This window comes from Deltaproteobacteria bacterium (assembly GCA_016709225.1).
GTDB classification, from domain to species: domain Bacteria; phylum Myxococcota_A; class Polyangia; order Nannocystales; family Nannocystaceae; genus Xiheibacterium; species Xiheibacterium phototrophicum.
Map to the genome: position 1 here is coordinate 82,137 of JADJEE010000001.1, position 25,359 is coordinate 107,495.

At 70.9% G+C, this 25,359-nt stretch carries 21 protein-coding genes; 12 read left to right on the forward strand and 9 right to left on the reverse strand.

What is annotated here, in order from left to right:
- The first annotated feature begins 59 nt into the window (after nucleotides 1–59).
- From IPH07_00340 to IPH07_00355, 4 genes are read left to right on the forward strand one after another with little or no spacing between them, the layout of a single operon-like run.
- Nucleotides 60–503 carry a response regulator gene (locus tag IPH07_00340; GenBank protein MBK6915823.1) on the forward strand — a complete coding sequence of 148 codons (444 nt, stop codon included), beginning with the start codon at nucleotides 60–62 and terminating at the stop codon, nucleotides 501–503.
- A gap of 39 nt (nucleotides 504–542) precedes the next feature.
- Nucleotides 543–1,613 (forward strand): hypothetical protein, encoded by a 1,071-nt coding sequence (locus IPH07_00345; protein ID MBK6915824.1) that lies wholly within the window; start codon nucleotides 543–545, stop codon nucleotides 1,611–1,613.
- Nucleotides 1,614–1,653: 40 nt separating this feature from the next.
- Entirely contained in the window at nucleotides 1,654–3,153 is a 1,500-nt protein-coding gene (locus IPH07_00350; GenBank protein ID MBK6915825.1) for a DUF2083 domain-containing protein, read from the forward strand.
- A gap of 49 nt (nucleotides 3,154–3,202) precedes the next feature.
- Nucleotides 3,203–4,063 carry an OmpA family protein gene (locus tag IPH07_00355; protein MBK6915826.1) on the forward strand — a complete coding sequence of 287 codons (861 nt, stop codon included), beginning with the start codon at nucleotides 3,203–3,205 and terminating at the stop codon, nucleotides 4,061–4,063.
- Nucleotides 4,064–4,136: 73 nt separating this feature from the next.
- On the opposite strand, the gene IPH07_00360 is transcribed toward IPH07_00355, so the two are convergent.
- Nucleotides 4,137–4,631, reverse strand: a complete 495-nt coding sequence (locus IPH07_00360) for a biopolymer transporter ExbD (GenBank protein ID MBK6915827.1) — start codon at nucleotides 4,629–4,631, stop codon at nucleotides 4,137–4,139.
- 137 nt (nucleotides 4,632–4,768) lie between these two features.
- On the opposite strand from IPH07_00360, the gene IPH07_00365 reads away from it, so the two are divergent.
- Nucleotides 4,769–5,791: a hypothetical protein gene (locus IPH07_00365; protein MBK6915828.1), complete on the forward strand. Its 1,023-nt coding sequence runs from the start codon at nucleotides 4,769–4,771 to the stop codon at nucleotides 5,789–5,791.
- 55 nt (nucleotides 5,792–5,846) lie between these two features.
- On the opposite strand, the gene IPH07_00370 is transcribed toward IPH07_00365, so the two are convergent.
- On the reverse strand, nucleotides 5,847–6,185 hold the full coding sequence (locus IPH07_00370) for a hypothetical protein (GenBank protein MBK6915829.1): 339 nt from the start codon (nucleotides 6,183–6,185) through the stop codon (nucleotides 5,847–5,849).
- Nucleotides 6,186–6,560: 375 nt separating this feature from the next.
- Nucleotides 6,561–7,955, reverse strand: coding sequence for a hypothetical protein (locus IPH07_00375; protein MBK6915830.1), 1,395 nt, complete (start codon nucleotides 7,953–7,955; stop codon nucleotides 6,561–6,563).
- A 167-nt stretch (nucleotides 7,956–8,122) separates the two neighbouring features.
- Here IPH07_00375 and IPH07_00380 point away from each other — a divergent pair, with 167 nt between their 5' ends.
- Nucleotides 8,123–8,743, forward strand: coding sequence for a hypothetical protein (locus IPH07_00380; protein MBK6915831.1), 621 nt, complete (start codon nucleotides 8,123–8,125; stop codon nucleotides 8,741–8,743).
- 51 nt (nucleotides 8,744–8,794) lie between these two features.
- On the opposite strand, the gene IPH07_00385 is transcribed toward IPH07_00380, so the two are convergent.
- The gene (locus tag IPH07_00385) at nucleotides 8,795–9,670 is read right to left on the reverse strand and encodes a carboxypeptidase regulatory-like domain-containing protein (protein ID MBK6915832.1); all 876 of its coding nucleotides are present in this window, start codon (nucleotides 9,668–9,670) and stop codon (nucleotides 8,795–8,797) included.
- A 241-nt stretch (nucleotides 9,671–9,911) separates the two neighbouring features.
- On the opposite strand from IPH07_00385, the gene IPH07_00390 reads away from it, so the two are divergent.
- The gene (locus IPH07_00390) at nucleotides 9,912–11,456 is read left to right on the forward strand and encodes an OmpA family protein (GenBank protein ID MBK6915833.1); all 1,545 of its coding nucleotides are present in this window, start codon (nucleotides 9,912–9,914) and stop codon (nucleotides 11,454–11,456) included.
- A 97-nt stretch (nucleotides 11,457–11,553) separates the two neighbouring features.
- Nucleotides 11,554–13,341, forward strand: coding sequence for a choice-of-anchor L domain-containing protein (locus IPH07_00395; GenBank protein MBK6915834.1), 1,788 nt, complete (start codon nucleotides 11,554–11,556; stop codon nucleotides 13,339–13,341).
- Between the two features lie 10 nt (nucleotides 13,342–13,351).
- On the opposite strand, the gene IPH07_00400 is transcribed toward IPH07_00395, so the two are convergent.
- Nucleotides 13,352–15,184, reverse strand: a complete 1,833-nt coding sequence (locus IPH07_00400) for a protein kinase (protein ID MBK6915835.1) — start codon at nucleotides 15,182–15,184, stop codon at nucleotides 13,352–13,354.
- 158 nt (nucleotides 15,185–15,342) lie between these two features.
- On the opposite strand from IPH07_00400, the gene IPH07_00405 reads away from it, so the two are divergent.
- Nucleotides 15,343–16,143 carry a hypothetical protein gene (locus tag IPH07_00405; GenBank protein MBK6915836.1) on the forward strand — a complete coding sequence of 267 codons (801 nt, stop codon included), beginning with the start codon at nucleotides 15,343–15,345 and terminating at the stop codon, nucleotides 16,141–16,143.
- Between the two features lie 38 nt (nucleotides 16,144–16,181).
- Here the strand turns inward: IPH07_00405 and IPH07_00410 are convergent, their stop codons facing one another.
- Together IPH07_00410 and IPH07_00415 are read right to left on the reverse strand one after the other, a co-directional pair.
- On the reverse strand, nucleotides 16,182–16,634 hold the full coding sequence (locus tag IPH07_00410; protein ID MBK6915837.1) for a hypothetical protein: 453 nt from the start codon (nucleotides 16,632–16,634) through the stop codon (nucleotides 16,182–16,184).
- A 108-nt stretch (nucleotides 16,635–16,742) separates the two neighbouring features.
- On the reverse strand, nucleotides 16,743–18,470 hold the full coding sequence (locus IPH07_00415) for an outer membrane protein transport protein (GenBank protein ID MBK6915838.1): 1,728 nt from the start codon (nucleotides 18,468–18,470) through the stop codon (nucleotides 16,743–16,745).
- 119 nt (nucleotides 18,471–18,589) lie between these two features.
- On the opposite strand from IPH07_00415, the gene IPH07_00420 reads away from it, so the two are divergent.
- Both IPH07_00420 and IPH07_00425 read left to right on the forward strand, forming a co-directional pair.
- The gene (locus IPH07_00420) at nucleotides 18,590–19,618 is read left to right on the forward strand and encodes a hypothetical protein (GenBank protein MBK6915839.1); all 1,029 of its coding nucleotides are present in this window, start codon (nucleotides 18,590–18,592) and stop codon (nucleotides 19,616–19,618) included.
- An 11-nt stretch (nucleotides 19,619–19,629) separates the two neighbouring features.
- Nucleotides 19,630–21,069 (forward strand): toxin-antitoxin system YwqK family antitoxin, encoded by a 1,440-nt coding sequence (locus IPH07_00425; GenBank protein ID MBK6915840.1) that lies wholly within the window; start codon nucleotides 19,630–19,632, stop codon nucleotides 21,067–21,069.
- 6 nt (nucleotides 21,070–21,075) lie between these two features.
- Here the strand turns inward: IPH07_00425 and IPH07_00430 are convergent, their stop codons facing one another.
- On the reverse strand, nucleotides 21,076–21,957 hold the full coding sequence (locus IPH07_00430; GenBank protein MBK6915841.1) for a hypothetical protein: 882 nt from the start codon (nucleotides 21,955–21,957) through the stop codon (nucleotides 21,076–21,078).
- Entirely contained in the window at nucleotides 21,864–23,513 is a 1,650-nt protein-coding gene (locus IPH07_00435; GenBank protein ID MBK6915842.1) for a beta-lactamase family protein, read from the reverse strand. The genes IPH07_00430 and IPH07_00435 overlap by 94 nt, the downstream gene beginning before the upstream one ends.
- A 199-nt stretch (nucleotides 23,514–23,712) precedes the next feature.
- Here IPH07_00435 and IPH07_00440 point away from each other — a divergent pair, with 199 nt between their 5' ends.
- Nucleotides 23,713–25,350, forward strand: coding sequence for a PPC domain-containing protein (locus IPH07_00440; GenBank protein MBK6915843.1), 1,638 nt, complete (start codon nucleotides 23,713–23,715; stop codon nucleotides 25,348–25,350).
- Nucleotides 25,351–25,359: the final 9 nt, after the last annotated feature.

The following is a 25,359-nucleotide window of genomic DNA, read 5'->3' on the forward strand; positions in this document are numbered from 1 at the left end:
GCAGGCGCGAGCGGACCCCTCGCATTCACGGACGAACCGAGTACCCTGCCAGCACACCGATGTCGCAACCGATTCTGTTGGTCGAAGACGATCGTGACGACGAGGCGCTGGTCCGGCGCGTGTTGTCGAGCTTCCGCGCGGCAGATCACGTGGTCGTGGCCCACGACGGCGCGGAGGCACTCGATTACCTGTTCGCGCTCGGACGCTTCAGCGACCGCGAAGCCGCGCAGGTCCCGAAGCTCATCCTGCTCGATCTGTCGCTGCCGAAGATCGACGGGATGGAGGTGCTGCGGCAGATCCGAGCCGACCCACTCACCAAGCCGGTGCCCGTGGTGATCCTGACGTCGTCGCGGCAGCACGAGGACCTGTTGTCGGGCTACGGCGCCGGCGCCAACAGCTACGTGGTGAAGCCCTCGGACCTCGAGAAGTTCCTCGAGGCCGCGCGTGACCTCGGGCGCTACTGGCTCGAGCTGAACACCGTCCCGACGGCGGTCGCGAGCTAGCCCGACCGACGGCGGGCGATCTCGCGTACACTGCTCGAGGTGACGTGGCGTGGGCAAGCCGGAGTGCGCAGGGTGCTGGCCGCGGCGTGCGTGATGGTGGCCTGCGCCACCGACCAGCGCGAGGAGCCGAGCAGCGCGACGCTGACGGTGACGCTGGGCCCCGAGGTCACCTCCGAGCCGTCGTCGGAGGGCGGCAGCGAAGCGGCGACCGAGGCCCAGACCAGTGCCGCCGACAGCGGCGGCGAGAAGCTCGACGTCGGCGGTGGCACCGGCATGATGGAGGGCGGCGACACCACGCTGGGCTGCAAGAAGGTCGACCTGCTGTTCGTGGTCGACGGCTCCGGCAGCATGGCCGACGAGCAGGCCAACCTGCTCACGGCGTTCCCCGCCTTCATCGACACCATGCGCACCGAGCTCGACGGTGCCGAGGGCTACAACGTCGGCGTCATCCGCACCGACGGCAACGACATCTCGTGCGAGCCGGGGCGCTACGGCGTGCTGGTCACGCGCAACTACGCCGCCGGCTCGAGCAACACCACGTGCACCCCCTACGCCTCGGGCGCGCGTTACATGACGCAGGACGACGACCTGCCCAGCAAGTTCAGCTGTGCGGCACGGGTCGGCATCGGTGGCGACGGTGACGAACAGCCGATGCAGTCCATCATCGCCGCGCTGACGCCCCCGAACACCGACGCAGGCGAGTGCAACGACGGCTTCCTGCGCGAGGACGCGTTGCTGGTGCTGGTCATCATCACCGACGAAGAGGACGACCACGAGACCATGGAGGAGGCCTGTGGCAACACGCCGTCCATGGGCTCGGCCGGCGAGCCACAGGACTGGTTCGACGCCATCGTCGCCGCCAAGGGTGGCATCGAGACCAACGTCGTGGTGCTGTCGTTGGTCGGCACCGCCGCGCCCGAGCAGTGCCCGCCGCTCGACAAGTGCGACAACGGGGTCGACGGCGCCGAGCAGGCGCCGCGTCTGATCGGCTTCACATGGATGTTCTCCCACGGCCACGTGGGCCCGGTGTGCGGCGACTACCAGCCGTTCTTCCTCGAGGCGGTGGCCGACATCAAGGCCGCGTGCGAGGAGTTCGTGCCGCCGGGCTGACGGCCCGGGGGCCGCGCCGCGGGTGACGAGGGGTGTCGAGATGGCCCGACCCGGACCACTGGGTGCCAAGGTTCGCGCACTGCGACAGCGCAAGCGGTTGACGCAGGTGGAGCTCTCGCGACGGCTCGGCATCTCGGCGTCGTACATGAACCTCATCGAGCACGATCAGCGCTCGCTCACGGCGCCCCTGCTGCTCAAGCTCGCGACCACCCTCGAGGTCGACCTGCAGGAGTTCAGCGGCGGTGCCGACGCGGCGCTGCACGACGACCTGGTGGAGGCGCTCAGCGACCCGTTGTTCGAGCACCTCGGAGTCGCGAGCGCCGACGTCGACGCGCTGTGCGTGAACTCGCCGGCGCTCGCCCGCGGCGTGCTGCGGCTGTACCACGCCTTCCGCGACGCGCGGGGCTCGGCCGATATGCTGGCGTCGCAGATCTACGACGATCAGCAGCTGCCCGGCGAGCGGCGACGCATGGCATCGGAGGACGTCAGTGACTTCATCCAGCGGCGCATGAACTACTTCGAGGAGCTCGAGCAGGCGGCCGCGCGGGTGCATGCGGCAGCGCGGCTGGATCAGCACGATCCCCAGCGCGGCCTGGTGCGCTACCTCGCCGAGCGGCTCGGCGTCGACGTGCGGGTCGGTCGCGAGGGCCACCGCGAGGGCGTGTTGCGGCGCTTCGATGCCGAGCGGCGGCGACTGTCGCTGTCCGAGCTGATGCCGCCGTCGTCGCGGGTGTTCCAGCTCGCGGTGCAGATCGCATTGATGGGCGAGAGCGAGGTGCTCGATCGCCTCGGCAGCGCGACCGAGCTGCCCGACCCGCAGTCGCGCGCGCTCGGCCGGCTGGTGCTCGCGAACTACTTCGCGGCGGCGCTGCTGATGCCGTACCGCGCGTTCCTCGACGCCGCCCGCGACGAGCGCTACGACATCGAGCTGCTGCAGCACCGCTTCGGCGCCAGCTTCGAGCAGGTCTGCCATCGCCTGACGACGCTGCGGCGACCCGAGGCGCCGGGCGTGCCGTTCCACATGATCCGCGTCGATCTGGCGGGCAACATCTCGAAGCGCTTCTCCGGCTCCGGCATCCGCTTTGCGCGGTTCTCGGGGGCGTGCCCGCGGTGGAACGTGTTCTCCGCATTCATGACGCCGGGCATCATCCGCGTGCAGCTGTCGGTGATGGAGGGCGGCGAGGTGTTCTTCTGCATGGCCCGCACGGTTCCACGCGGTCGCGGTGGCTACCTCGCGCCGCAGACCCTGCACGCGATCGGGCTGGGGTGTCGGCTGGAGCATGCCCCGGCGCTGGTCTACTCCGACGGCATCTCGCTGGAGAATCCCGAGGGCGCGATCGAGGTCGGCGTGACGTGCCGCCTGTGCGAGCGCAGCGACTGCGAGCAGCGGGCCTTCCCTTCGATCCGGGCCGGAATCGCCGTCGACGAGAACGTCCGCGGACCTTCCATCTATGCCCCGCGCGAGCGCGAAGCGGCGGGCCACGCCGCCGCGGCGGCGCACCCGAGCGCCAAGCCGCGGCGTTCCAGCGATGCTCGCTAGCCCACGGTCGCGAGATGCCGTGCTACAACCGGGGCGCGACATGGTGGCCATGGACACGACACCACGCGGTCGAATCGCCGGTGCGCTCGCGCTCGGCCTGCTGGCGATGCTGGCGGTCGGTGCCTGCGAGAAGGCCACGTACCCGGCATGCAAGAAGGACAAGCAGTGCAACGCTGCGCTGGCCGAGTCGTGCGTCGCCGGCGTGTGTCAGGGCTGTAAGCAGGACGGCGACTGCGCGGGCAAGGCTCCGCTGGGCGCCGCGGCGTACGTGTGCGCGGACTTCCGCTGCCAGGATCCAGGCGCCATCGCAGGCGGGCGCGAGGGCTGCAGCGGCGCGGACTGTGCGACGTGCACCGGCAAGGACGATTGCAGCGGCGGGCTCACCTGCATCGCGGGCAAGTGCGCCGCGTGCAGCAGCGACGCCGAGTGTGGCGGCGTGACGTGCAACCTCGAGACCGGGCGTTGCGGCGGCGTCGAGTCGTGCGCGACCGACGACCAGTGCGCGATGGACGAGATCTGCGACGCCGGCAAGTGCATCTTCTCGGGCGAGCTCGGCAACGACGATGGCGGGCCGTGCGGTCTGCCGGCGATCTACTTCGGGTTCGACGGGGACAAGCTCGACACCAAGGCGGTCGCCGATCTCGAGGGCGTGGTCCAGTGTGTGAAAGACCAGTCGACCACGCAGGGCCGAATGCTCTACCTCGAGGCCCACGCCGACAACCGCGGCACCGAGGAGTACAACATCTTGCTGACCGAGCGCCGTGGCAGCGTCGTGAAGAGCTGGTTGGTCGAGCACGGCGTCGCCGTCGACGCGATGCAGGTGATCGCCAAGGGTGACCTCGAGGCCAGCGGCACCGACGAGGCCTCGCGCGCGTCGGAGCGACGCGTGCAGTTCATCTGGCCGCAGTGAGCGGACCGCAGCTGGCATCGCCAGGGTGAGTGGCGCCTTTCGTGGGCGGACGATCCCAGCCGTGGGCCGCAGCTCACTCGGGCGCGACGGGATCGTCGGCGCCGCCGCGCGCGACGATGGCGAAGCGCGACAGCCCGGCTCCGCGCACGCGCTCGATGAGCTCGACGAGCGCGGCATGGCTCACGCCGTCGTCGGCCGCGATCTCGACCCTTGCGACCGCGGCGGAGCTCGCGAGCGCGGCGAGCTCACGGTCGAGCTCTGCGGCCCCGAGCACCCGACCCTCGAGGCGCACGGTGCCGTCGGTGGCGAGCGCCAGGTGCACGGCGGGCCCGCGCCCGGCCGGTGTGCCGGCGGGATCGCTGGTGGGATTGCCGGGGGCCGCATCGCCGGCATGGCGGGTCGCGTCGACGGGCCCCGACGGCGCCGCCACCGGGGGCGTGCGCGCGGCCGCCTCGAGGGCGGAGAGCCGGCGCTCCAGCTGGTCCATGCGGGCCGCGGTCGCGGCCCCCTCGGGGTCGTCACGGTGGCAAGCGCAGGCCAACAGCAGGGCGAGACAGGCGCGTGGCATCGGTTTCCCGAGCGCGACCGTAGCGCAGAATCCGACCGTCGGGGCGCGTGCACACGCGGCCGTGAACCAATTCCCCCGCCGTCACACTTTCCTACCAGGCCCGCTCGGGCTCGAGGCCCGCTCCAACCTCCATGCCCGTGTCCACCACCGCCGCCCGCCCTCGCACCCTGTTGGCCCTCGCGTTCGTGGCCTTCGTCGGCCCCGCGTGCGACGCCGATGGTGGTGCGCGTGGCATCGGCCCCAGCACCGGCGGTGGCAAGGGTGACAACCCCGGCCAGACCAGCGCCGAGGGCGGGACCGACACCGACGACGCACCGGCCTCGGATCACCGCGACGCGGTGCTGCAGTGCGAGGACATCGCGGCCCACGTGCGCGAGCACCTGGGCGAGGGGCGCTACGACGCCATCGTCGATCTCGAGCGCGATCGCAACGACTGCCTGGTCACCGCCAACGATGCGGTCACCGAGCACGTCACCGAGCTGCTGTCCGCCACCGATGACCCCTACGCCGGTGAGGTCACGCGGGCCTGGAAGTCCCACCGCACCACCGGCGCCAGCCTGTGCAACGTGCTCGCCGAGGGCCATCCCGACGCGTCCGGCGCAGGGCTGGCTGCGGTCGCGGCCGCGTGCATCGCGGGCGCCGAGCTCGACTTCGGCGCGGTACTCGACGCCTACGTCGACTTCGGCATCGCGCCGTTCTCGATCCCCGGTGCGCGCGACCGCTATCCCAGCTGCTACGAGGCCTACGACCTCGCGCTGGCGGCTGCGGCCACCACCACGGACGAGGTCATCGCCCACGACGCATTGGCGGGCTGCATCGGCGATGCGCACGACGATCGTCTGGGCGAGCTCGCCGCGCGGGTCGTCGAGAGCTTCCCGGGCCGCGACGCCACCACGGTGGAGCTCGCGCTGCGCGACGCCGCGACCGCGTTCGGCGATGCGCGCGACAAGATCTGCATCATCGCCACGCGCAGCGGGCCTGCGCGCGGCACCGAGGCGATGGACCTCGATCGCGCGGAGTGTGCGGTCGACGTCGCGATCCAGGGCGGCGGCCTGCTCGACATCGCAGCCCCGGGGCTGCTGCCCGACGGCAGCTTCGATCCCGGCGATGGCAGCTCGAGTGGTGGCTCCGGCGGCGGCGAGTCGTCGAGCAGCGGCTGACGACCGCGTCCTGCTCGGCGTGCGTGCGCCGCAGAGCTCCACCACCACGCGCGCGCTAGTCTGTGATGAGCGCCTTCAGCTCGGTCAGCGCCTGTTCCTTCTGCGCGACCTTGGTCTTCTGGATGGCGCTCTTGAGCACGGTCTCCCAGTGCTTCTCCGCCAGCTCGGACTTCATCTCGAGCAGCAGCGCGAAGACGTCTTCGTCGTCGCGCGTGTTGTAGATCTGCTCCTCGTCGAACTGCAGCAGCGTGACGAGGGTGCGGACGTAGTCGCTCACGCCCCTGGCGGCCGCAGGTGCAGCCTCACCGCCCTCGCCGTTGGGCTTGACGAGCTTGGCGTGCTTCTCACGTCGCTTGAGCTCGCGCTCGATGCGTTCCTGGTCGGTGCGTTTCATGGAGACCTTCCGCCTCTGTAAAGGGGGGCCGCTTCGGAACGCCGTCCGGGCCGGCGTCGAGGCTCGGATTCGAGATCACTCCCGAAGCGGCCGGGGAAGCGCGCGGGGTAGGTAGCACGAACCGCGTGCACGCCCAAGCCCCGGCCGTGCGCGTGGGCCGAGTTGGCCAAACTGCGAGGGAACGCGGCGGACCAGGGGGCCTGCCCGCGATCCTGTGGCGTCGACGGGTGTGGCACGCGCCGGGGCGCGATCGTGACGTCCCGCATGGCGAATGCGCGCGGGGGCGGGTGATCTGCAGCCGAGGCGGCCACCCGTGGGTGGCCCGAAACGGCCCGTCCGGTCCGGCGACCGCCGCAGGTGCGGCGCGCCGCGGCGCTACGGGTCGTCGGCGTAGACCGTGAAGTTGAGGTACGTGCGCATCTCGGCGGGCTCGAGATCGATGCCCTCGTTGGCGAACACGATGGTGTCGTTGGCGAGGTCGAGCGCCGCGTAGTTCAGGGTCTGGGAGACCTGCTCGGACAGATCCGTGCGGAAGCGATCGATGAGGTCCTGGTTCTCGTCGACCAAGTCCTGCTCCTGCATCGCGGCTGCGCCGACGCCCTCGCCGGCGATGAGCACCGCGTTGCCGGCGTCGACGAGGATGTTCTGCCGAGCGTTGTCGACCGACAGCGACAGCGGCATCACGGCCTCGGCGTAGCCGCAGTAGCCTTCATCGACGCGCCACACGCGGAAGGTGGTGTCGAGGGTCTCGTTGCCGACCGCGCTCGCGGCGATGTCCTCGAGCGTGACGCCGTAGATGCCGTTCGGATCGGGCTTGCCGTTCTCGTCGTAGACCCGCGCGATCTTCCCCTCCGCGAGCATGCGGTGGGCCATCGGCAGCATCAGCCGCGGGTCCATCGACACCGCCATGGTGGTGCCCTCGGGCAGCGGCTGCGAGACGTCGAGTCCGGTGCCCTTGGGCAGCGGCAGGTTGGTGTGCAGGCCCAGCACCAGCTTGCCGTTGTCGGGCTGGATCTCGACGTCGCGGACCAGCAGGCGCACGTCGCCATTGCCGATGTCCCACGAGCCGATCTCGAGCAGCTCGATGTCGCCGAAGTTCTCTGCGATCTGCTCGGCCATCAGCAGCTTGAGCGCGCCGGCCAGCATGGTGTGCGTCTCCGAGTCGAAGCCGTAGACGCTGAGGTACCAGTCGCCGATCTTGGCCTTGCCGTACTCGGCGACCAGGGTCGAGGTCGCGCCGGCCTCGTCGACGTCGAGCCGCAGCGGCACGTAGAGGTCGGTGAAGCCCGCGCCGGCCGACAGCGGCATGTTGGGCGAGCTCAGCGACACGCCGAAGGACAGGTGGAAGACCACGCAGTCGCGGCAGTTCGGGATCGACTCGAAGCGGATCTCCGGCGCGCTGGTGGGCGAGAACGAGGCATCGGCGGGCCCCTGCGGCAGCACGCCGAACGGCACCGTGCCGGTGAACGGCACGTCGTCGTCGATCACGTTCACGAGCAGGCGGTTGAGGCCGTCGACGGTGATCTGCATGGCGACCGGCCACGGGCCCTTGGTCGGGATGCTCGCCGCCAGTTCGTCCTCCTCCGCGAGGGCGCGGTCGTTGAACTTCATGCGCTGCTCTTCGCAGTCGAACGAGATGTCCTTGCCGCGGCAGCCGGTGGCTGCGAGCGCCGTGATCCCGAGCGCGAGCACGCCCGTCGCGGGCGCGATGCGACCGCCCCACGGGCCGCTCGGGGAGGTACGACGACGCGCAACCAACGGACGCTTCACGGGGATAGTGTCCCCAACGCTCTGCGCGCTGGCAAGGCTCCGTGCGGCCGCCGGCACCGGGTCGGGTCGGCGCGCGGCGATCCGACGTGCGCCAGATCGCGGGGCGAGGCCGCCGCCACCCGAAGGGCGCGCATGGCCTGCATGCGGACGTGGTACGGTTGCCGTCGATGAACGCTCGCGCCCACTGGCGGCTGCACGACCGGCAATCCCACCCGACGCCGTCGCGCGTGCGCCCCGAGCTGCTGCTGTTGGGGCTGCTGGCGCTGGCGAGCGCGTGCTTCAACAGCGACGAGAAGTTCCGCCAGAGCGGCACCACCAGCACGACCGGCGCCAGCACCTCCACGACGTCGCCCGATCCGACCACCGAGACCACGACCACCGCCGGCTCCACCGGTGAGCCCGACGTCACCTGCCGCGACGCGATCGACTGCATCTTCGAGTGCGCCGCCGCCGTCCAGGCGCAGCTCCAGATCGACCCTTCCTACGAGCCCGATCTGTCGTGCTTCCTCGATTGCGAGGAGGAGCTGACGGTGCAAGAGGCCTACAAGCTGCTCAAGCTCGGCAACTGCGCATCGATGGTCTGCGCGGACCAGGGCGCCTGCGTGGAGCCGCAGGACACCACGGGCGGCAGCGACGGCAGCTCGTCGGGCGGCAGCAGCGGTAGCAGCAGCAGTGATGGCGGAGGCGGAGGCGGCAGCGTGATCGACCCGTGCATCGACTGCATCTTCGTGCACATGCTCGACCCGGAGTCGCCGGGCTGCCAAGAGTTCGCGATGGACTGCGACTAGCGGTCCGCGGCGGGCCGGTGCCTGCGACACCGGCCGCCGAGCGATTCGGCGCTACTCCGGGCAGTCGACGTCGATCAGTGTCACGTGGCCGCCGAGCGTCGGGAACGCCGGATGCAGCACCGTGCAGGTGCGCGTCGGATGGGTCGCCGTGATGGTCAGATCGCCGGCGCTCGAGTCCTCGACGTTGAAGTAGATGACGAACGGCAGCAGGCCGCTCTCGACGGTGTTGCCGTCCAGCACCGGCGTGCCCATGGCGTCGACCGAATAGGAGGTCCCCGCCGGAGGCGGGGGATCGAGCTCGATCGCGGCCCCCAGCGCGGTGTTCTGCAGCACGCGCACGACGATGACACCCTTGGTCAGATCGGCCTCGGCCGGCATCATCGGCTCGAGGATCCCGACCTGCATCTCGACGGTCGAGATCGACACCTGCGCGAGCTTCTGGTTGTCGACGTCCTCGGTCGGGGTCTGCAGCGGCAGGATCGAGCCGAAGTGTTCGGCGGTCGGCTCGACCTTCACGAAGATCTCGGTGTCGGGGGGCAGCGGCGCCAGGGTGTAGTTGCCGTCGGCGTCGGACACGGTCTCGAAGCCGGCCATGTCGAGCACCGAGATCTGCGCGTCGGGGATGCTGGCGAACAGCGGGAGGTCCTGCACCACGCCGCCAATCACGACATCGGCGGGGGCGGTGGTGCTGCTGCTGCCGGACTCGGCGCTGACGCTGCCGCCGTCGGACGAGGAGCTGTCGGCCTGGGCGGTCGTGCTCGAGCTGGAGCTGCCATCGGCGGTGGTCGACGACGTGCTCGAGCCGCCCTCACCGCCACCGGCGTCGTCGTCGTTGCCGCAGGCGCCCAGCGACGCGGCGAGGCACAGACAGGTCAGCGCACGCCATGCGCTGACGGGAGTTGGGATCGTAGCCGAGAACGAACGCATGCGAAGCCTCCAAGGCAAGGGGTAAGAGAGCCGATGGCCAGTGTACCACGGCGTCGTTGGGCCCAAAGCGAGCGGCGGCGCGCTGGTGCACGGCGCCTTCGGGAGGCCGACACGTGATCGCGTGGGAACGCGCGTGGGCGTGGCGGGGCGACGCAGATCACGGCGGCTCGCGCAGGCCCGCCGCCGCGCGCCGCTTGCCCTTTGCGGATGCGCCCATGAGTGCGATAGAACCATCGTCACGATGAAGCTTTCTTTGGCCGCGTGGGCTGTCGGCGTCGTCCCGATCACAACGTCGGCGGCCGTCGCCTTCGCGGCGCCCGGCTCGCAGGTCGGCGGCAATGCGGACGCCGGCGCGAGCACGAGCGTCGCGGCACCGACTGCGGCCGCGCCGCCCGCGGCCGACGCCAGCGCCGGCAAGCGGGGCAAGCGGGCCCGTGAGCCGCGACCCGACGCGGCCGAGCGCCGCGCTCGCTACCGTCGGCTGCCGTGGATCCGTCGCTACGCGCCGCAGCGCAACACCGGCGAGCTCGGCGTGTTTGCGGGCGTGTTCATCCCCAGCGAGGATCACGACCTCTACGATCCGGCCACACGTCCGCCCGAGCCGTTCTGGCGCGCGGGCGCGGACGTCGGTGCGCGTGCGGCCTTCTACCCACTGAAGGTGTTGGGCGCGGAGGTCGAGTTCAGCGCGATGCCCTCGCGCCTGCGCAACATCACCAACGACTTCGCGTTCGTGTATGGCTTCCAAGCCCACGTGGTGCTGCAGCTGCCCTACTACAACGTGATCCCGTTCTTCCTGGCCGGCGGTGGGCTGCTCGGCGTGCGCTCGAGCCCATTCGTGCTCGGTCGCGATGTCGATCCCGCGTTTCACTACGGCGGTGGCGTGAAGGTCAACCTCACGCCGGTGGTCGGCGTGCGCGTCGATGTCCGCAACATCGTCAGCTCCACCGAGGCCCTGCAGGGCAGCGGCGCGGCCAACGTGCAGGTGCTCGGTGGCCTCAGCTTCACGCTCGGGCGTCGGCCACCGCCGGCGCCGATCAAGCCGCCGCCGCCAGAGGATCCCGACCGCGACAAGGACGGCATCCTCAACCTGCAGGACGACTGCCCCGACGTGGCCGGCGTCGCGCCACACGGCTGCCCCGATTCCGACGGCGACGGCTTCCGCGACGCCAAGGACAAGTGCCCCGAGGTCCCGGGCGTCGCGCCCGACGGCTGTCCCGTCAAGGACACCGACAACGACGGCTTCCTCGATCCCGACGACGGCTGCGTGTTCGAGCCCGAGACCAAGAACGGCTTCGAGGACGACGACGGCTGCCCCGACGAGCTGCCGCCCGCAATCAAGGTGTTCGACGGCAACATCGCCGGCATCGAGTTCGACTTCAACAAGGACACCATCCGTCCGGTCTCGCGCACGGTGCTCGACAAGGCCGTGGCGGTGTTGAAGGAGTACCCGGACGTGCGCGTGAACATCGTCGGTCACACCGACGACGTCGGCGCCGCGGAGTTCAACCTCGACCTCTCGCGTCGACGCGCCGAGGCGGTCAAGAAGTACCTCGTGGATCACGGCATCGACAGCGGTCGCGTGACCACCGAGGGCCGTGGCTCGACCGATCCAGACGTGCCCAACGACTCCGAGATCAACCGCGCGAAGAACCGTCGCATCGAGTTCGAGATCACCGCGGTCGATGCCACCGGCACGCGGCCGCCGCGAACCGAGTCCGGCAAGGGCGGTGCGGACGCGAGCGCGACGCCTGGGCCGGACGCCGCGCCGGCCAAGCCGGCAGGCTGACGTCGCGCGTGTCCACGGCCGCCGCGGAGACGACGGCGGCCGCGGCCGCAGGTCCGGCCTCGCCCGTATCCCCCGGCGGTCTGCTAGCGTGGGTGGCATGGCGACGTGCATGCGGATCGTGCTCCCGCTCCTGCTGTGCACGGCGTCGGTGGCGGCGTGCAGCAGCGAGGGCCCACGCGCAGGCTTCGGCGACGGCTCGCTGTCGCAGGGCGAGAGCACGCGCGGCGATGGCAGCAGCGGCGGCACCGTCGACGGCGGCGACGCTGCGGCGTGCAGCGCCAGCGCCGAGTGCCCGCCGGGCGAGACCTGCCAGGGAGGGGTCTGTGCGCCGGGTTGCGACGCCCAGCAATCGTGCGCGGGCGAGCTGACCTGCTGCGGCGCTTGTGTCGACGTCACGACCGATCTGGCCCACTGCGGCGGCTGCAACTCGCCGTGCGGCGAGGTCGTGCACGGCACGCCGGCATGCGTGGCCGCGGCCTGCACCAACGTCTGCGACGATGGCTACGGCGACTGCGATGGCGACGCCAGCAACGGCTGCGAGGCGCTCGGCGACTGCGCGTGCGCGCCGGGGGCGAGCCAGGACTGCTACACCGACGATCCCGAGACCCGCAATGTCGGCACCTGCAAGGACGGCACGCAGACGTGCAACGAGGCCGGCACCGCGTGGGGGGCCTGCACCGGCGACGTGACACCCGTCGTCGAGATCTGCAGCAACGGCCTCGACGACGACTGTGACGGCGCCGCCGACGAGGACGCCGACGTCGACGGCGATGGCTTCAGCGCGTGCGGCGGAGATTGCTGCGATGAGGTCGGACCCGCCTGTGCCAACCCCGAGCTCGTCAACGCCGGCGCGTTCGAGGTGCCCGACAACGACGTCGACGACGATTGCGACGGCGGTGTCGACAATCCCCTGCCGGCGTGCGACGCCGGCCTCGCCAGCAACTCCGCCGATCCGCTCGAGTACGCCCAGGCCATCGATCTCTGCCAGGTCACCCAGGAGGTCGTGGCGGACCCGGCCGATCGCGTGTGGGGCGTGATCGAGGGCGAGTTCACCCTCGCGAGCGGCATCGGTGTGCCGGCGGCGATGTCTCGCTCGATCCGCGATGGCTTCGGCAACGCCATCACCAACCGCAGCGGTGGCCGTCTCGCGGTGCTCTCGACCGGGCGCGCGGCCGATCACGCCGACGATGCCAATCCCGCCTATGCGGCGTTCCAGCTGGGGCAGTCGATGGGCACCACCAGCGCCTATCCGACGGATTGGTACACCGCCAACGGCAGCGATCTGCCGAACGCGCCCGGCTGCACCTCGCCGATCGACGCGAACGCGCAAGACCCCATCATGCTGCGGCTGCGCGTGCGGGTGCCGACCAACGCGAATTCGTTCGCGGTCGACATGTATTTCCTATCGGCCGAGTACCCGGAATACGTGTGCACGGCGTTCAATGACTTCTTCGTCACGTTGGTCGACTCGACCGCCGACAATCCCGCCGACAAGAACATCGCAATCTACGACGACGGCATGCAGACGTGGCCGGTCGGGGTGAACATCCTGGCCGCCGCCGACGGGCTGTTCACGGCCTGCAGCAACGGCGACATCAGCCAGTGCGGGGTCGCGAGCGCCTACGCCGGCTGCACCGGCAACGCCGAGCTCGCCGGCACCGGCTTCGATACCCCGGGCGCGGTCACCTATACGTGCGACTGGGGCGGTGAGACCGGCGGTGGCACCGGCTGGCTCACGATGAGCGGCAACGTCACGCCCGGCGAGGTGATGGAGATCCGCTTCGCGGTCTGGGACACCTCGGACCACGTCTTCGACTCGTTGGTGCTGCTCGACAACTGGGTGTGGTCGGTGCAGGCGTCCGAGCCCGGTGTGATGCCCGGCTGACGCGGGAGCGTCACGGCCAGCGGGCGACGCACAGCGCCTTGGGGCGGCGCTCGGTGGCCGCAATCGACTCGCGATGTCCGGTCGGGAAGGTCACCACGAGGGCCTTGCCGTGCCACAGCGCGGAGGTCCAGTAGCGCCCCTTGCGACCGAGTGCGGCGAACTTGGTGGCGACCGCGGGGTTGGGCAGCTCCCAGCGACGGATGCCGAGGTGCTCGGTGATCGCGAGCGCCTCGCAGTAGTCCTTCGCGGCCTTGTGCGGGCCGGCGGGCCCGGGCTTCGCGAGTGCCACGAAACGACCCGCCCGCAGCACGCCCGGTGGATCGACCGGCGGCGGTTCGCCCGTGCCGGTGGCGCGGGCGGGGCCGTCGTCGTCGCCATCGCTCTCGGTCGGCGCGGCCGCGCCGGTGGTCGACTCGTACGTGCCGGTGGTCGCCTCGGGCGTGCCGGTGGTCGCCGCGGCGTCGCCGGCCTCGTCGGCGGTGGCGGACGCGTCGGGCGCGGCGGCTTCTTGCTCGGGCAGCGCCGTGGTCGACGGCGGCTCGGGGACCGCGGGCGAGGTCTCGGCGGTGGTGACCGGCGCGTTCGCACCGTCGTTCGCGGGCGTGTCGGGAGCCGGCGCGGCGTCGGTCGACGTCGGCGCACGTGGCTGCGCCTGCGCGCTGCCGTCGACGTCGTCGGCCCGCGAGCGCCACGCAATTGCTGCCGCGACCCCTCCGAGACCGACGATCGCCGCCGCACCCCACCACCGCATGCGCGTGGTCTTGGGCGCGGGCGCGCCGGTGGCGAGCGCGTCGGGAGCGTGCGGATCCCACTGGCGCGTGAGGGCGTCGCCGCTGGTGGCGGCCTTGGGCGGCGGCTCCGGCTCGCCCGCGAGCGCGCGTTGCCGCAGCGCCTCGAAGTCCCGGGTGCCGGGGTCGAAGGCGGCCAACGCCTCGTCGAGCGCGGCAACATCGGCGAATCGTTGGTCGGGATCTTTGCGCAGACACCGTGCGACGATGTCGCCGAGGCCGGGCGGAAGATCGGGCGCCAGCGTGTGCAGCGGTCGCGGTTCTTCGCTCGAGACCATCAACAACGTCGCCGCGACTGTCGGACCGCCGAATGCATTGCGACCACCCAACACGCGATAGAGAATCGCGCCCATCGCCCAGAGGTCGGTGCGCGGCTCGGCGAATGCGGCCCCGCGGAATTGCTCGGGTGCCATGTATTCGGGGGTCCCGAGCAGTGCGCCGTGCTGGGTCTGGGTCTCGCCGGTGCCGTCGGTGAACTTCGCGACCCCGAAGTCCATCAGCTTGACGATGGGCTCCGCGCCGGGCGGGCAGTGCAGGAAGAGGTTCTCGGGCTTGAGATCGCGGTGGACGATGCCGGCCCGATGCGCGGCCTGCAGACCGCGCAGCGCCTCGCGGACCAGCGGCACCGCGACCGCGGGCGGCAATCGTTCGCCGCCCGCGACCAGCTCCCCGAGGCTGCGGCCCTTGAGGAACTCCATCACGATGTAAGGCCCGATCGGCGAGCGCCCGGAGTCGAGGATGTCGCAGATGTTGGCGTGGCCGATGCGACCGGCCGCGCGGGCCTCGGCGCGGAACCGTGCGACCAGCTCGTCGTCGCGTGCGACCTCCGGGCGAATCAGCTTGATCGCGACGTGCCGATCGACGCGTTCGTTGCGCGCCAGCCACACCGAGGCCATGCCGCCGCGGCCGATGCAGCGGATCAGCGAGAAGCGGCCGTCGAGCCGGCGCCCCTCGAGCGGCAGGAGCATGTCGGTCTCGGGGCAGCGCAGGATCGTCGGCGCGTGGGTCTGCCCGCAGTGGGGGCACGGCGCGAGCGCGGCGACCGAGGTGGGCATCGTGGCGCGGCCAGGGTAACACGCCGTGCCGATTGCGGACGCCGTCCGCGAGCCGGCCGCGCCGACGGACCACAAGTCGCCGCGCGCCGCGACGATGCCCGTCCATGGCCATGCGCTCGCCACGAAGCTCTCGCGTTCGTCGTTCCCCCGCAGGTGCAATGCCGCCGCTGGCGATCGCGCTCGGCATCCTGCTGACCGTCGTGGCCCCAGCGGCGTGCGAGCACGGCAACGCGAGCGCGCCGCCCCTGCCGCCCCGGGCAGCGCACGGGATCACATCGCCCGAGCTGCAGGCGGCGATCGACGCATGGCGCGAGGACGACGACGTCGGCCCGCTGCAGCGCTACCTCGAGCAGCATCGCGACGACGAGAGCCTCGGAGTCTGGCGCGAGGTGGTGGCGCTGCACGACTACGACCGCGCACGGCCGATCATCGACGAGCAGCGGCGCACGGCCAGCCCGGCGCAGCTCGGGCGCATCGCCGAGCGCTATCCGGACACCATCGCAGGTCAGCTCAGCGCGGCCACGCTGCTCTCCGACGTCGTCGACGCGCTCTACCGCGAGCCCGCCGGTCCGCTCGTGATCGACTTCCTCGACGGCGGCACCGCGTGGTGTCACGCCCGCGAAGACGCCAAGGGTGGTCACGGTGCGGCGTGTCGCGAGGCGCAGGCGATTCGTCGCAGTCACGCGGTCACCGTGCAGCGACGACTCTCGAGCGCGCTACAGGCCGATGGCTGCGCGGCGACGATGGCCACCTGCAATTGGTGGATCGCGCGCTATCCCGACGCGCCGGAGACCGCTGCCATCGTGGCCGCGTCGCGCGAGGTGTGGCAGCGTCGCGCCCATCCCCACTGGCAAGGTGGCGAGCATGCACGCTGCGCCCTGCGGTGTGCGAAGACATGTCGTGAGCGTGCGACCCCGCTCGACGACGGTTGCTACGATCCCTGCTACGCGGGCTGTTGAGGCCGCGCGCCCGCGTGCGCGAGGGAAGTGGCGACGCCTCAGCCCGAGTACGTGGTGCCGCGCGCCTTGCCGTGCGACTTGATCTTGCCCTCGGCGAGGAGGCGATGCAGCGCGGTGCGCATCTGCAGCGGCGTACCACCCAGGCGCTTGCGCAGGTCGGCAGCCTTGATGCGGCCCTTGGCGCCCTTGATGGTCGCGAGCACGGATTCGTCGAACTTCGCGCGGCTCGACGGCGCACGGGTATCGACGCCCGCCTTCTTGGCGCCCTCGGCCTTGGCGGCCGGCTTGGTGGCCGCCGGGGCGGCCTTCTTGGCGCCGCGCTTGCCCTTGGCCGCGCCGCGCTTGCCCTTGGCGGGGCGGGCGATGGCTGGGGCGGCCGCCGCACGGCTGCCGAATGCCAGCTCGACGAGGGTGGCAACGCTGTGCCCGCTACGCTGCGCGAGCTCGGCGACCGTCATTCCAGAGACGAGGTTTTCGAGGGAGGTGCTCACGGGGAGAGCAGATACCACGGGCGTCCGAAATGCAACAGGCAGCCCCCCGCGATTCGTGCGCGCCGGCGGGGCCGCCACCCCGCTTCGTCGGCATCATCGCGACGCCCGTCACCGTCGTTCGGCACTGGGGGCGGCGGCCAGCAACCCAGCGGCACGGGCGACCCCTCGCAACGAAAACAATGCCGTCGCCGCAGAGCTGGAGGGCATTGGCGTGGGTTCTGCGGGCTCGGAGACCGTCGCCGGCTCGGGCGCCGACATTGCGTCGTCACCGGCCGCCGGCGCGGTGGGGTCGTGCTCGGGCCGGTCCTGCTGCGATGATTCCGCGGGCGCGGGGGGCTCGGCCGCGGCGGGTGCGACGGAGCGATCTCCAGTGGTCGATGGGGGCGGCGACGCGGGGGTGTCGTGCGCGCGCCGCTTGCCCCGGCGGGTGCGCCCCGCGAGGAGCTCCTGGAAACGAAACTCGATCCCCAGGTTCAGCATGTCGTAGCTGGAGCGGAAGACGCCGGCGTTCGCCGGCACCCCGGAGAGTCCATTGCATTCCGCGGGGCAGGGCGCGAGCGGGCGCTGCTGGAACACCTGTGCCTGTGCCTCGGAGATCTCGCGCTTGGCCTGGAAGATGTGCAGATAGCCGACGGTCGCGTAGATCCCCTTTGCGCCGGCCGAGAACCCGGCACCGACGCCGCCGCGCGCGAACGCGGGGAAGTCGAGGTGCGAGTCGTTCGCGCCCTGCGTCGCGGTCTCGAAGAGGCCACCCAGGCGCACCGTCAGATACGGCGGTAGCGCGTAGATGTCGCTGCCCAGCCGCACCGAAACGGTATCGCGCCAGTTCTTCGGCATGCGTAGATCGGTGAGCTCCTGTCCGCTGATCGCACCATCGAACTTCAGCTGGAACGCCTTGACCGAGCTCCAGTTCTCGTAGACCGCGTCGAGCTCGAGGTCGAACCATCGCCGCACCTTGCCGGCGCGTTCGACCTCGTGGATGTAGCGCACCCCGCCGCGCAGCGTCGCCGGCAGCACCAGCGGCATCTCGACCCGGATGTCGCGACTGACGAGCGTTGGCTTGTCGACCGCGACCCCGCCCTTGGGACGCAGGAACACCGGCACCACGCGGCTCGACAGCCCCAGCTCGACGCGGCGGTGCGGCCGATACCACAGACCCACGAGCGCGGTCGCGCCGGTGCGATCTTTCATGCGCAGCTCGGTCTCGAGCTGTGTGCTGTTGGCGTCGGGGTCGGCGTGCAGATTCGGCACCGCGGTCGAATCGACCACCAGTGCATAGTTCATCTGGATGAGATCGACGTACTGCACGGTCACGCCGATGCCGAACACGTCGCGCAGCTTCCACGCCGCTGCGACGTTGTAGTAGGCCATCAGCACGTCCATGCGCGTGAGCATGAACGACTGCGGCCCATACGCGGGATAGTCGTGCTTGCCGACCGCGGAGGGTCCGTAGATGCCGGCGGCGAAGGTCCAATTCTCGAGCCCGAAGTCCGAGGCGACCACCGCGAAGAGTCCCAGCGGGAACACCCGTCGGCGATCGCGGACGGTGCCGAACTGTCGATCGACGCCCCACACCGCGGCGTCGAGCGGCGCGCGCTGGAAGCTGGCACGGTGGAACGCGAGGTTCTGGTTGTACAGGAACGTGGTGCCGCGCTGCTTCGCCAGCGCGCCGGGGTTGTAGTGCATCGCCGTGAGGTCGTCGACGCCGGCGACCATCGCACCGCCGCGTCCGGCCGCGCGCGCGCCGGTGTCCGGGATCTCGAAGCCGCCGGCGCGCGCGAGCGCCGGGGTCGTGAGTACGGCAGTGGTCGCGAGCAGGCGTGCGAACGCACCCACGCGTTGCCATCGTCGTCGTAGCGGGCGTGCAGGCGAGCCGTGCATGGCTGCGGACGCTACCACAGCGCCGTCGCGCCCGGGTTGGCGGGGGCGACAGCGCCCTGATACGCTACGCGGCCATGCACATGCCCTCGTCGTCGCTCCGCGTCGCCAACGAACCCCTGCACGTGATCGCCTCGGATGCGCGTACGACCGGGCCCCGGCTGCCGCAGCGCTCGCGCGCCGCGATGGCGCTGGCGGTGGCGCTGCTCTCGGGCTGCCCCGACGACGGCGGCAGCGACGAGGGCAACCTGTTGCCGACGCAGGGGGCCAGCAGCAGCGATGAGACCAGCGCGGCGAGCATGACCAGCAATGGCTCGAGCGCCGATTCGACCGGCGGTGCCGGCGTTGTGCCGGTGACCTATCGCTTCGAGTGCATCGACATCCAGACCCTCGGCGACGCCGATGGCACCGCCTTCCAGGCCAACCTGCTGGAGGACACCTGGAACTCGGACGTCGACAACTACAAACTCAACATCATGTTCGAGGTCGCCACCCGCGACGAAGGTGGTGGCATGGCCCAGGTGGGCATTCGTTCGGGCGTGGGCGCTGGACCCGATTCGCTGTGCGCGGAGGCCAGCTCGCAGACCGACCTCATCGACGTCACCTACGACGCCAGCACGGCGCTGTGGAGCCCGATGGAATCCGCCGATGCGTGCAGCGTCGCCGCGGCGCCCGGTGCCGCCAGTGGCGGCAGCTACACCATGACGCTGACCGGCGATCAGCTGGTCTACATCTACGCCCAGGACGACGACGGCACCACCTTCAATTGCACCGAGGATCCGGCGCTGCCCGACGCGGTGCCGGTGCGCGCGGTCGAGGCCCAGCTCACCGCGGCCCCCGACGGCAGCAGCGTGGCGGGCCAGCTGACCGGCTGCCTGCTGCAGTCGGAGGCGGCCGCGTTGTGTTCGTGCCTGGGCATGTGCAATCCCGCGACCATGAGCCCCGCTTGTGGTGGCTGCCCCAACGGCAGCGTGCCGCTCCAGGAGCTGCTCCTGGGCATCAATCCTTCGCCGCGATGCACCGATTTGCTGGGCATGGACGCATACGATCTGCAGCTCGGGTTCACCGCGACCGCGCTGCCAAATGTGCCGTCCACCTGCGGGTGAGGAGTCCGTCGATGCGTCACCTTGGACCCTGCGCATTGCTGTCGCTCGTGCTGCTGCCGACGCTCGCGTGCGATCGGTTGAAGGGCGGTGACGAATCCGCCGCAAAGGAATCCGGCGATGCGCCGGCGCCCGCCGAGCCGGCGGCGCCGAGCGACGCCGCGCCGCCAATCAAAGCCGACGACAAGGCGGCCGCGCCGGTCGAGCCCGCGCCGACCCCCGCGCCGGTCGTGGCCGCGCCCACGCTGGTGTGCCCCGACGGCGGGGCCGCCAAGGGCGCGGCGCCGCCCGCAGGTCACGAGCAGTGGTGCGAGCGCACCGTCGCCGGCGTCACCGAGCGGCATGGTCGATGGACGCGGTGGTTCGACGGTACCGATCGCGTGTGGCAGGAGCAGGAATTCCGCAACGGCAAGCGCGACGGCCGGGCCACGGTGTGGCTGGAGGACGGCAAGAAGTCCGAGGAGGGCAGCTATGCCGCCGACGAGAAGGACGGCCGCTGGACCACCTTCGCCGCCGACGGCACGCGCGCGACCGAGGGGGACTATCGCGCTGGCCGCAAGCAGGGCCGCTGGAGCGAGTACTGGCCGAGCGGCAAGCTGCGCACGCAGACCGAGTACCGCGACGACCTCGAGGACGGCGCGTGGTCGTCGTTCGACGACGCCGGCCGTGAACTCGCCAAGGGTACCTTCGTGGCCGGCAAGAAGCACGGCGAGTTCCTGACCTTCGACACCACCGGCAAGGAACTCTCGCGCGAGACGTGGGTCGACGGCGTGCGTCAGGCGGCGCCGGCCGCCGAGACCGGCTTCACCTGCACGGCTCCGCTCGTGCGCGCTGGTACGCCGCCGCCGTCGGGCACCGAGGCGTGGTGTCAGAGCGCCGACGGCAAGCGCGAGGGCGCCTATCGCAAGTGGCACGACGCGCAGGGCCTGCACGTGGCGCTGCAGGGCGAGTACGTGGTCGGCAAGAAGCAGGGCACCTGGGAGGAGTTCTACGCCAGCTCGGCGCCCAAGGAGAGCGTGCAGTGGCGCGACGACAAGCGCGAGGGTGCGTTCTCGGCGTGGTGGAAGAACGGGCAGAAGCGCGTCGAGGGCGAGTACTGGGGCAACCACCGTCAGGGCGTGTGGCGGTGGTGGTACGACGACGGGCAGCGCAAGCTCGAGGGTGAGTACAAGCGCGGCGACAAGCAGGGCGAGTGGGAGTCGTTCTATGCCGACGGCGAGCGCGAGTACAAAGAGCAGTACAAGGACGACAAGCGCGACGGCAAGGCGGAGTACTGGGACGAGGACGGCAAGCCCAAGGCGGTCGGGCAGTGGAAAGACGACCTCAAGCAGGGCGCGTGGCGCTTCTTCGAGGGCGGCCGCCTCAGCGAAGATGTCATCTTCAAGGACGACGTGCCGATCGGTCGGCCGCCGCGGCGGCCGATCAAGTTCCGCAAGCCCGACACCAACGACTGAGGGTTGCTAGCGCGCCGCGCCGCCGACTGCCGCGGCCGGTGGTGGCGCGAAGGCGTCGGCAGCGAGCTCGACGTCGAACGCGACGTCGGTTACCCGCGCATCCACGCGGCCCTGCACCGATTGGACCTGCACGCGGTGGGGAATCATGACCCCGGCGTGTCGCCGCCAATCGCCGTAGTCGCGGGTCTCGTTCAGGCGGGCGCCGTCGTCGGCGGGTAGGTCGAATTCGCGGCGGCGCAGCAGATACGTCTTGGCGTCATAGCTATCGATCATCACCGCACCCCACTCGGTGGTGAATCGCGCGACCACCACGTCGCGGCCGTCGATGGTGCCGCTACGCCAGATCGCGCCGCCGGCGAACGGCGCGAGCGCGGGCGGGTAGGGGTCGAAGCCGGCCTCGAGCGCGATGGCGCGGGCGCCGTTCTCGCCCAGTCGACCGGCCGGGTCGAACGAAACCGATTGCCAGGCACGACCATCGAATCCGAGACGCACCTGCCCGAGATCCACCCCGAGCGCCGACAATCGCACCTCGTCGAGCCATTGATTCGGTGCTGCGCGCAGCGTCGTCGCCAGCGCCGTCACCCCTTGTTGGGCGAAGTCGAGCTCTGCGCGGATGCGGAGGTTCCGGTGCCGTGCGAGCGCCGGGCTGCCATGGGCCTTGGCGCGGCGGGCGAGCAGCTCGGCGAGCGTCACGGCCGGCGGCGCGCTCGAGCCGATCTGGCGCAGGCGCAGCGTGAGCTCGGGCTGGTGCAGCACCAGCGCTGCCACGCGCTTGCTTCGATCGCGCTCCACCGTCAGCCAGAAGGTATTCGGCAGGCCCACCAGCCCCAGGCGATCGTCGCCGTCGGCGGCGATGGGGTGCGGCGGCTGGCCCGGGATCGACAGCACGATCTGTCCTCGCGGGCGATGACCTCGAATTGCGTGGCGTCATCGGGGGCGACGTAGCTCCCGAGCAGCTCGCGCAGGGCCGCCGGCGGCTCGGCCACGAGCGCGGCCGCCAGCGCGCTGGGATCGATGAACGGCAGCTCGACGTTGCCGAACGGCTGCTCGAGCAGCAACGAGCGTGCGCCGGTCTCGTCCTCGCGAAAGCTGGCGAAGAAGCCGGCCGGCGCCGGCGAGCCCAGGCGGAAGCGGCGATCGTGCTCGTGCTCGAGTGGGTACGGCGGTTGGCCCTCGACCCGCAGCGACATGCGGTCGCCGTCGCCGAGCACCTCGACGCGGAATCCGCCGAGGTGGCCGTAGCTGCCGAGGTCCGCGGTGCGTAGCGCGAGCCGAGCGTGCGGCGCAGGGGCCGGGTCGAGCAAGCCGAGCACCTCGTGGGTGACGAAGCCGTGGATGTCGGCGTGGTCGACGTTGGTGAGCAACGCGAAGCCGATGCCGCGCTCGGGGACGAACGACACCAGCGCCGAGAAGCCATCGATGCCGCCGGTGTGGCTGAGCATCGCGTGGCCCTTCCACTGCGTCCGCAGCCAGCCGAGGCCGTAGTCGAGACCGCCTCCGGCCGAGAACTGCGGCCGCACCAGCTCCTCGAAGCTGGCCGCGGACAGCAGCCGCACGCCGCCGCGCTGGCCCTTGCCCAGCAGCAGCTGCAGCCAGCCCCCGAGCATCTGCGCCGAGGCGTTCAGCCCGCCTGCGGGCGCGATGCCGTCGAGCACCCGCATCGGCACCTCGCGCACCTCGCCGCCGGGATCGCGGTGGTGGCCGTGGGCCGCGTTGGGACGCGCGAGCACCTCGGCGACCCGCAGGGTCGCGTCGCCCATGCCGATCGGCGCCAGGATGCGCGAGCGCAACGCCGTCGCATAGTCGTCGCCCAGCGCACGCGCGGCGCAGAGGCCCGCGGCAACGTAGCCGAGGTTCGAGTACTGGAAGCGAGTCCGCACCGGGGCGGTCGGCTCGATCTCCGCCATCAGCGACACCAGCTGCTCGGCATCGAGTGCGCCGGTGGCCCACGCCAAGTCGGCGCTGGGGAGTCCGCTGGCGTGCGTGAGCAAGTCGCGGACCGTGACCGCCGCGTCGTGCTCGGCATCGGCGAGCTTGAAGCCGGGCAGGCAGCTGCGCGGCGACGCATCGAGGCGTAGCGCGCCGGACTCGACCGCCATCATCGCGAGCATCGCGGTGAAGGCCTTGGTGGTGGAGCCGATCGCGAACAACGTGTCGGCATCGACGGGTCGTTTGTCGCCGCGCTCGCGGGCACCGAAGCCGCGCGCATGCACGACCTCGCCGTCGCGGACGATCACCAGCGCGAGGCCGGGGATGCCCAGGCGCTCGCGCTCACGCTCGATGCGTTCGTCGAGCGCGACGAGTCGCGCATCGCTGTCGTCCTTCGCGTCGGGGGCGGTCGTCGTGGTCGTGTTCGGCGGCTCGCTCTGGGTGCCGACGGGAACCGGACGACAGGCGAGCGCCGCCGCGGCGAGCACGAGCGCGGGGCCGAGCTTCTGGCGCATGGGCTGCAGGCTAGCGTCCTAGCCAGGCGCCGACGTCGGGGCCCGCGGATCCGGCCACGCGAGCAGCCAGGCCGTCGCGCGATCTCCCCCTCGGGAGCGGTCTCAAGTCATCGGAATCATGTGAAGGTGTGTCTGTCCTACATGTGGCATCCCGCGTGGATGAGGGGCGCTCGCAACCCGCCCCGAAAGCGAGCCGCCGATGACCCGCACGTTCCTCTTCGCGTCCCTGGCCCTGTCGCTGTCCGCCTGCGACCCCTCCGATGAGGACGGCCTGCTCGAGCTCGGCGAGGGTGACTACCAAAAGGGTGGCGGCTCGGGGAAGGCCGACGCCAGCGTGCAGGCGGTGGTGCTCGACTTCGAGTTCGACGGCTCGTTGCTCGCGAACTCGGCGTTCGGCGCCAGCGATACGATCGAGAGCCAGCTGCTCTACACCATCGGTCACTTCAACGGCGACAACTCGGTCGGACGCCTCGACAAGCTCGAGCTCAGCGACATCCGCACCGAGGCCGCCGGCGACCTGGTGCGCATCCACTACCACGCCAAGCTGCCGGTCGCATGGGGGCGCAAGAACGCGGTGCCGAGCAGCTACACGCTGACGCTGCCGAGCGACGCGACCTTCGATGGGTTGGAGCGCTTCACCGACAGCTACTCGCACAGCTGTGTGGACTTCGGTGCCCACGAGGTCGAGTCCGGCAACATGTGGTACTACTATCGTCCCGGTCGCAGCGGCTGCAACCTGGCCGAGAGCGACGTCGTGCGCGTGCGCGCCGATGTCAGCGTCTCCGACACCAACACCAGCGGCAAGTACCCCGAGTACGACAAGGTCTGGGAAGACGACGTGCTGCGGGTCGTCGCAGTGTTCGGCAAGTACGAGGACGGCGCGACCAGCAACACCGACGCCGGCATCTCGGCGTTCAACGAGTTCAACCGCGCCATCAAGACCGAGCTGGCCGCGCACGCGCCGGTGTCGGTGCCCGCCAACGTCGGCAGCAACCCCGGTGTCGCGTCCCCCGACGTCACCTGGAGCGCGACCCTCGAGGACGGCCGTCGGGTCGAGGTGGTGTCGCTGTTGGTCGACAACGTGCGGCAGGGCGGACCGGCCTTCGATGCCCGCTACGGCGCGCTGTCGAGCTCGGCCGACTTCATGGTCTACAACGGTCACGCTGGTCTCGGCGCCAACATCCGCGCGCTCGCCCGCAAGGGCCACTGGGTGCGCGGGCAGTACGCGCTGGTGTTCATGAACGGCTGCGATACCTACGCCTACGTCGACTCGGCGCTGGCCGACGCCCACGCCCTGGTCAACCCCGACGACCCGGACGGCACCAAGCACCTCGACATCATGACCAACGCGATGCCGTCGTTCTTCGCCGAGATGACCAACGGCACCATGGCCATCTTCCGCGGCCTGATGCGCTACGACGACCCGCAGACCTTCGAGCAGATCATGGCTGGCATCGACTCCGACGAGGTCGTGCTGGTGTCGGGCGAGCACGACAACGTGTTCGTGCCCGGTGGCGACGACGACGACGGTGATGTCGTCGACGGCTGGGCGGGGCTCGATGAGCGCGGTACGCTCGCGCGCAACCAGGAGCAGCGCTTCGCGACGCCGCAGCTGGCCGCCGGCCGCTACGTGTTCGAGCTGAGCGGCACCGGCGACGCCGACCTCTACGTCCGCACCGGCAGCGAGCCGACCCAGCAGAGCTTCGAGTGCCGCCCGTTCAAGTCGGGCAGCAACGAATCGTGCGCGGTGGAGCTCGCGGCACCGGCGGTCATCCACGTGATGGTGCGGGGCTTCTCGGCCAGCTCGCAGTTCGAGCTGTCCGCCGGCCGCGAGTAGGTCGCGGAG

Excerpts from the sequence above, each read along its gene's own strand:
- IPH07_00340 (MBK6915823.1), top strand. The coding sequence starts at position 60 with ATGTCGCAACCGATTCTGTTGGTCGAAGACGATCGTGACGACGAGGCG.
- IPH07_00370 (MBK6915829.1), bottom strand. The coding sequence starts at position 6,185 with ATGAAACGCACCGACCAGGAACGCATCGAGCGCGAGCTCAAGCGACGT.
- IPH07_00405 (MBK6915836.1), top strand. The coding sequence starts at position 15,343 with ATGCCGCCGCTGGCGATCGCGCTCGGCATCCTGCTGACCGTCGTGGCC.
- IPH07_00400 (MBK6915835.1), bottom strand. The coding sequence starts at position 15,184 with ATGCCCACCTCGGTCGCCGCGCTCGCGCCGTGCCCCCACTGCGGGCAG.
- IPH07_00385 (MBK6915832.1), bottom strand. The coding sequence starts at position 9,670 with ATGCGTTCGTTCTCGGCTACGATCCCAACTCCCGTCAGCGCATGGCGT.
- IPH07_00355 (MBK6915826.1), top strand. The coding sequence starts at position 3,203 with ATGGACACGACACCACGCGGTCGAATCGCCGGTGCGCTCGCGCTCGGC.
- IPH07_00395 (MBK6915834.1), top strand. The coding sequence starts at position 11,554 with ATGGCGACGTGCATGCGGATCGTGCTCCCGCTCCTGCTGTGCACGGCG.
- IPH07_00435 (MBK6915842.1), bottom strand. The coding sequence starts at position 23,513 with ATGCGCCAGAAGCTCGGCCCCGCGCTCGTGCTCGCCGCGGCGGCGCTC.
- IPH07_00390 (MBK6915833.1), top strand. The coding sequence starts at position 9,912 with ATGAAGCTTTCTTTGGCCGCGTGGGCTGTCGGCGTCGTCCCGATCACA.
- IPH07_00420 (MBK6915839.1), top strand. The coding sequence starts at position 18,590 with ATGCACATGCCCTCGTCGTCGCTCCGCGTCGCCAACGAACCCCTGCAC.
- IPH07_00440 (MBK6915843.1), top strand. The coding sequence starts at position 23,713 with ATGACCCGCACGTTCCTCTTCGCGTCCCTGGCCCTGTCGCTGTCCGCC.
- IPH07_00425 (MBK6915840.1), top strand. The coding sequence starts at position 19,630 with ATGCGTCACCTTGGACCCTGCGCATTGCTGTCGCTCGTGCTGCTGCCG.
- IPH07_00360 (MBK6915827.1), bottom strand. The coding sequence starts at position 4,631 with ATGCCACGCGCCTGTCTCGCCCTGCTGTTGGCCTGCGCTTGCCACCGT.
- IPH07_00380 (MBK6915831.1), top strand. The coding sequence starts at position 8,123 with ATGAACGCTCGCGCCCACTGGCGGCTGCACGACCGGCAATCCCACCCG.
- IPH07_00350 (MBK6915825.1), top strand. The coding sequence starts at position 1,654 with ATGGCCCGACCCGGACCACTGGGTGCCAAGGTTCGCGCACTGCGACAG.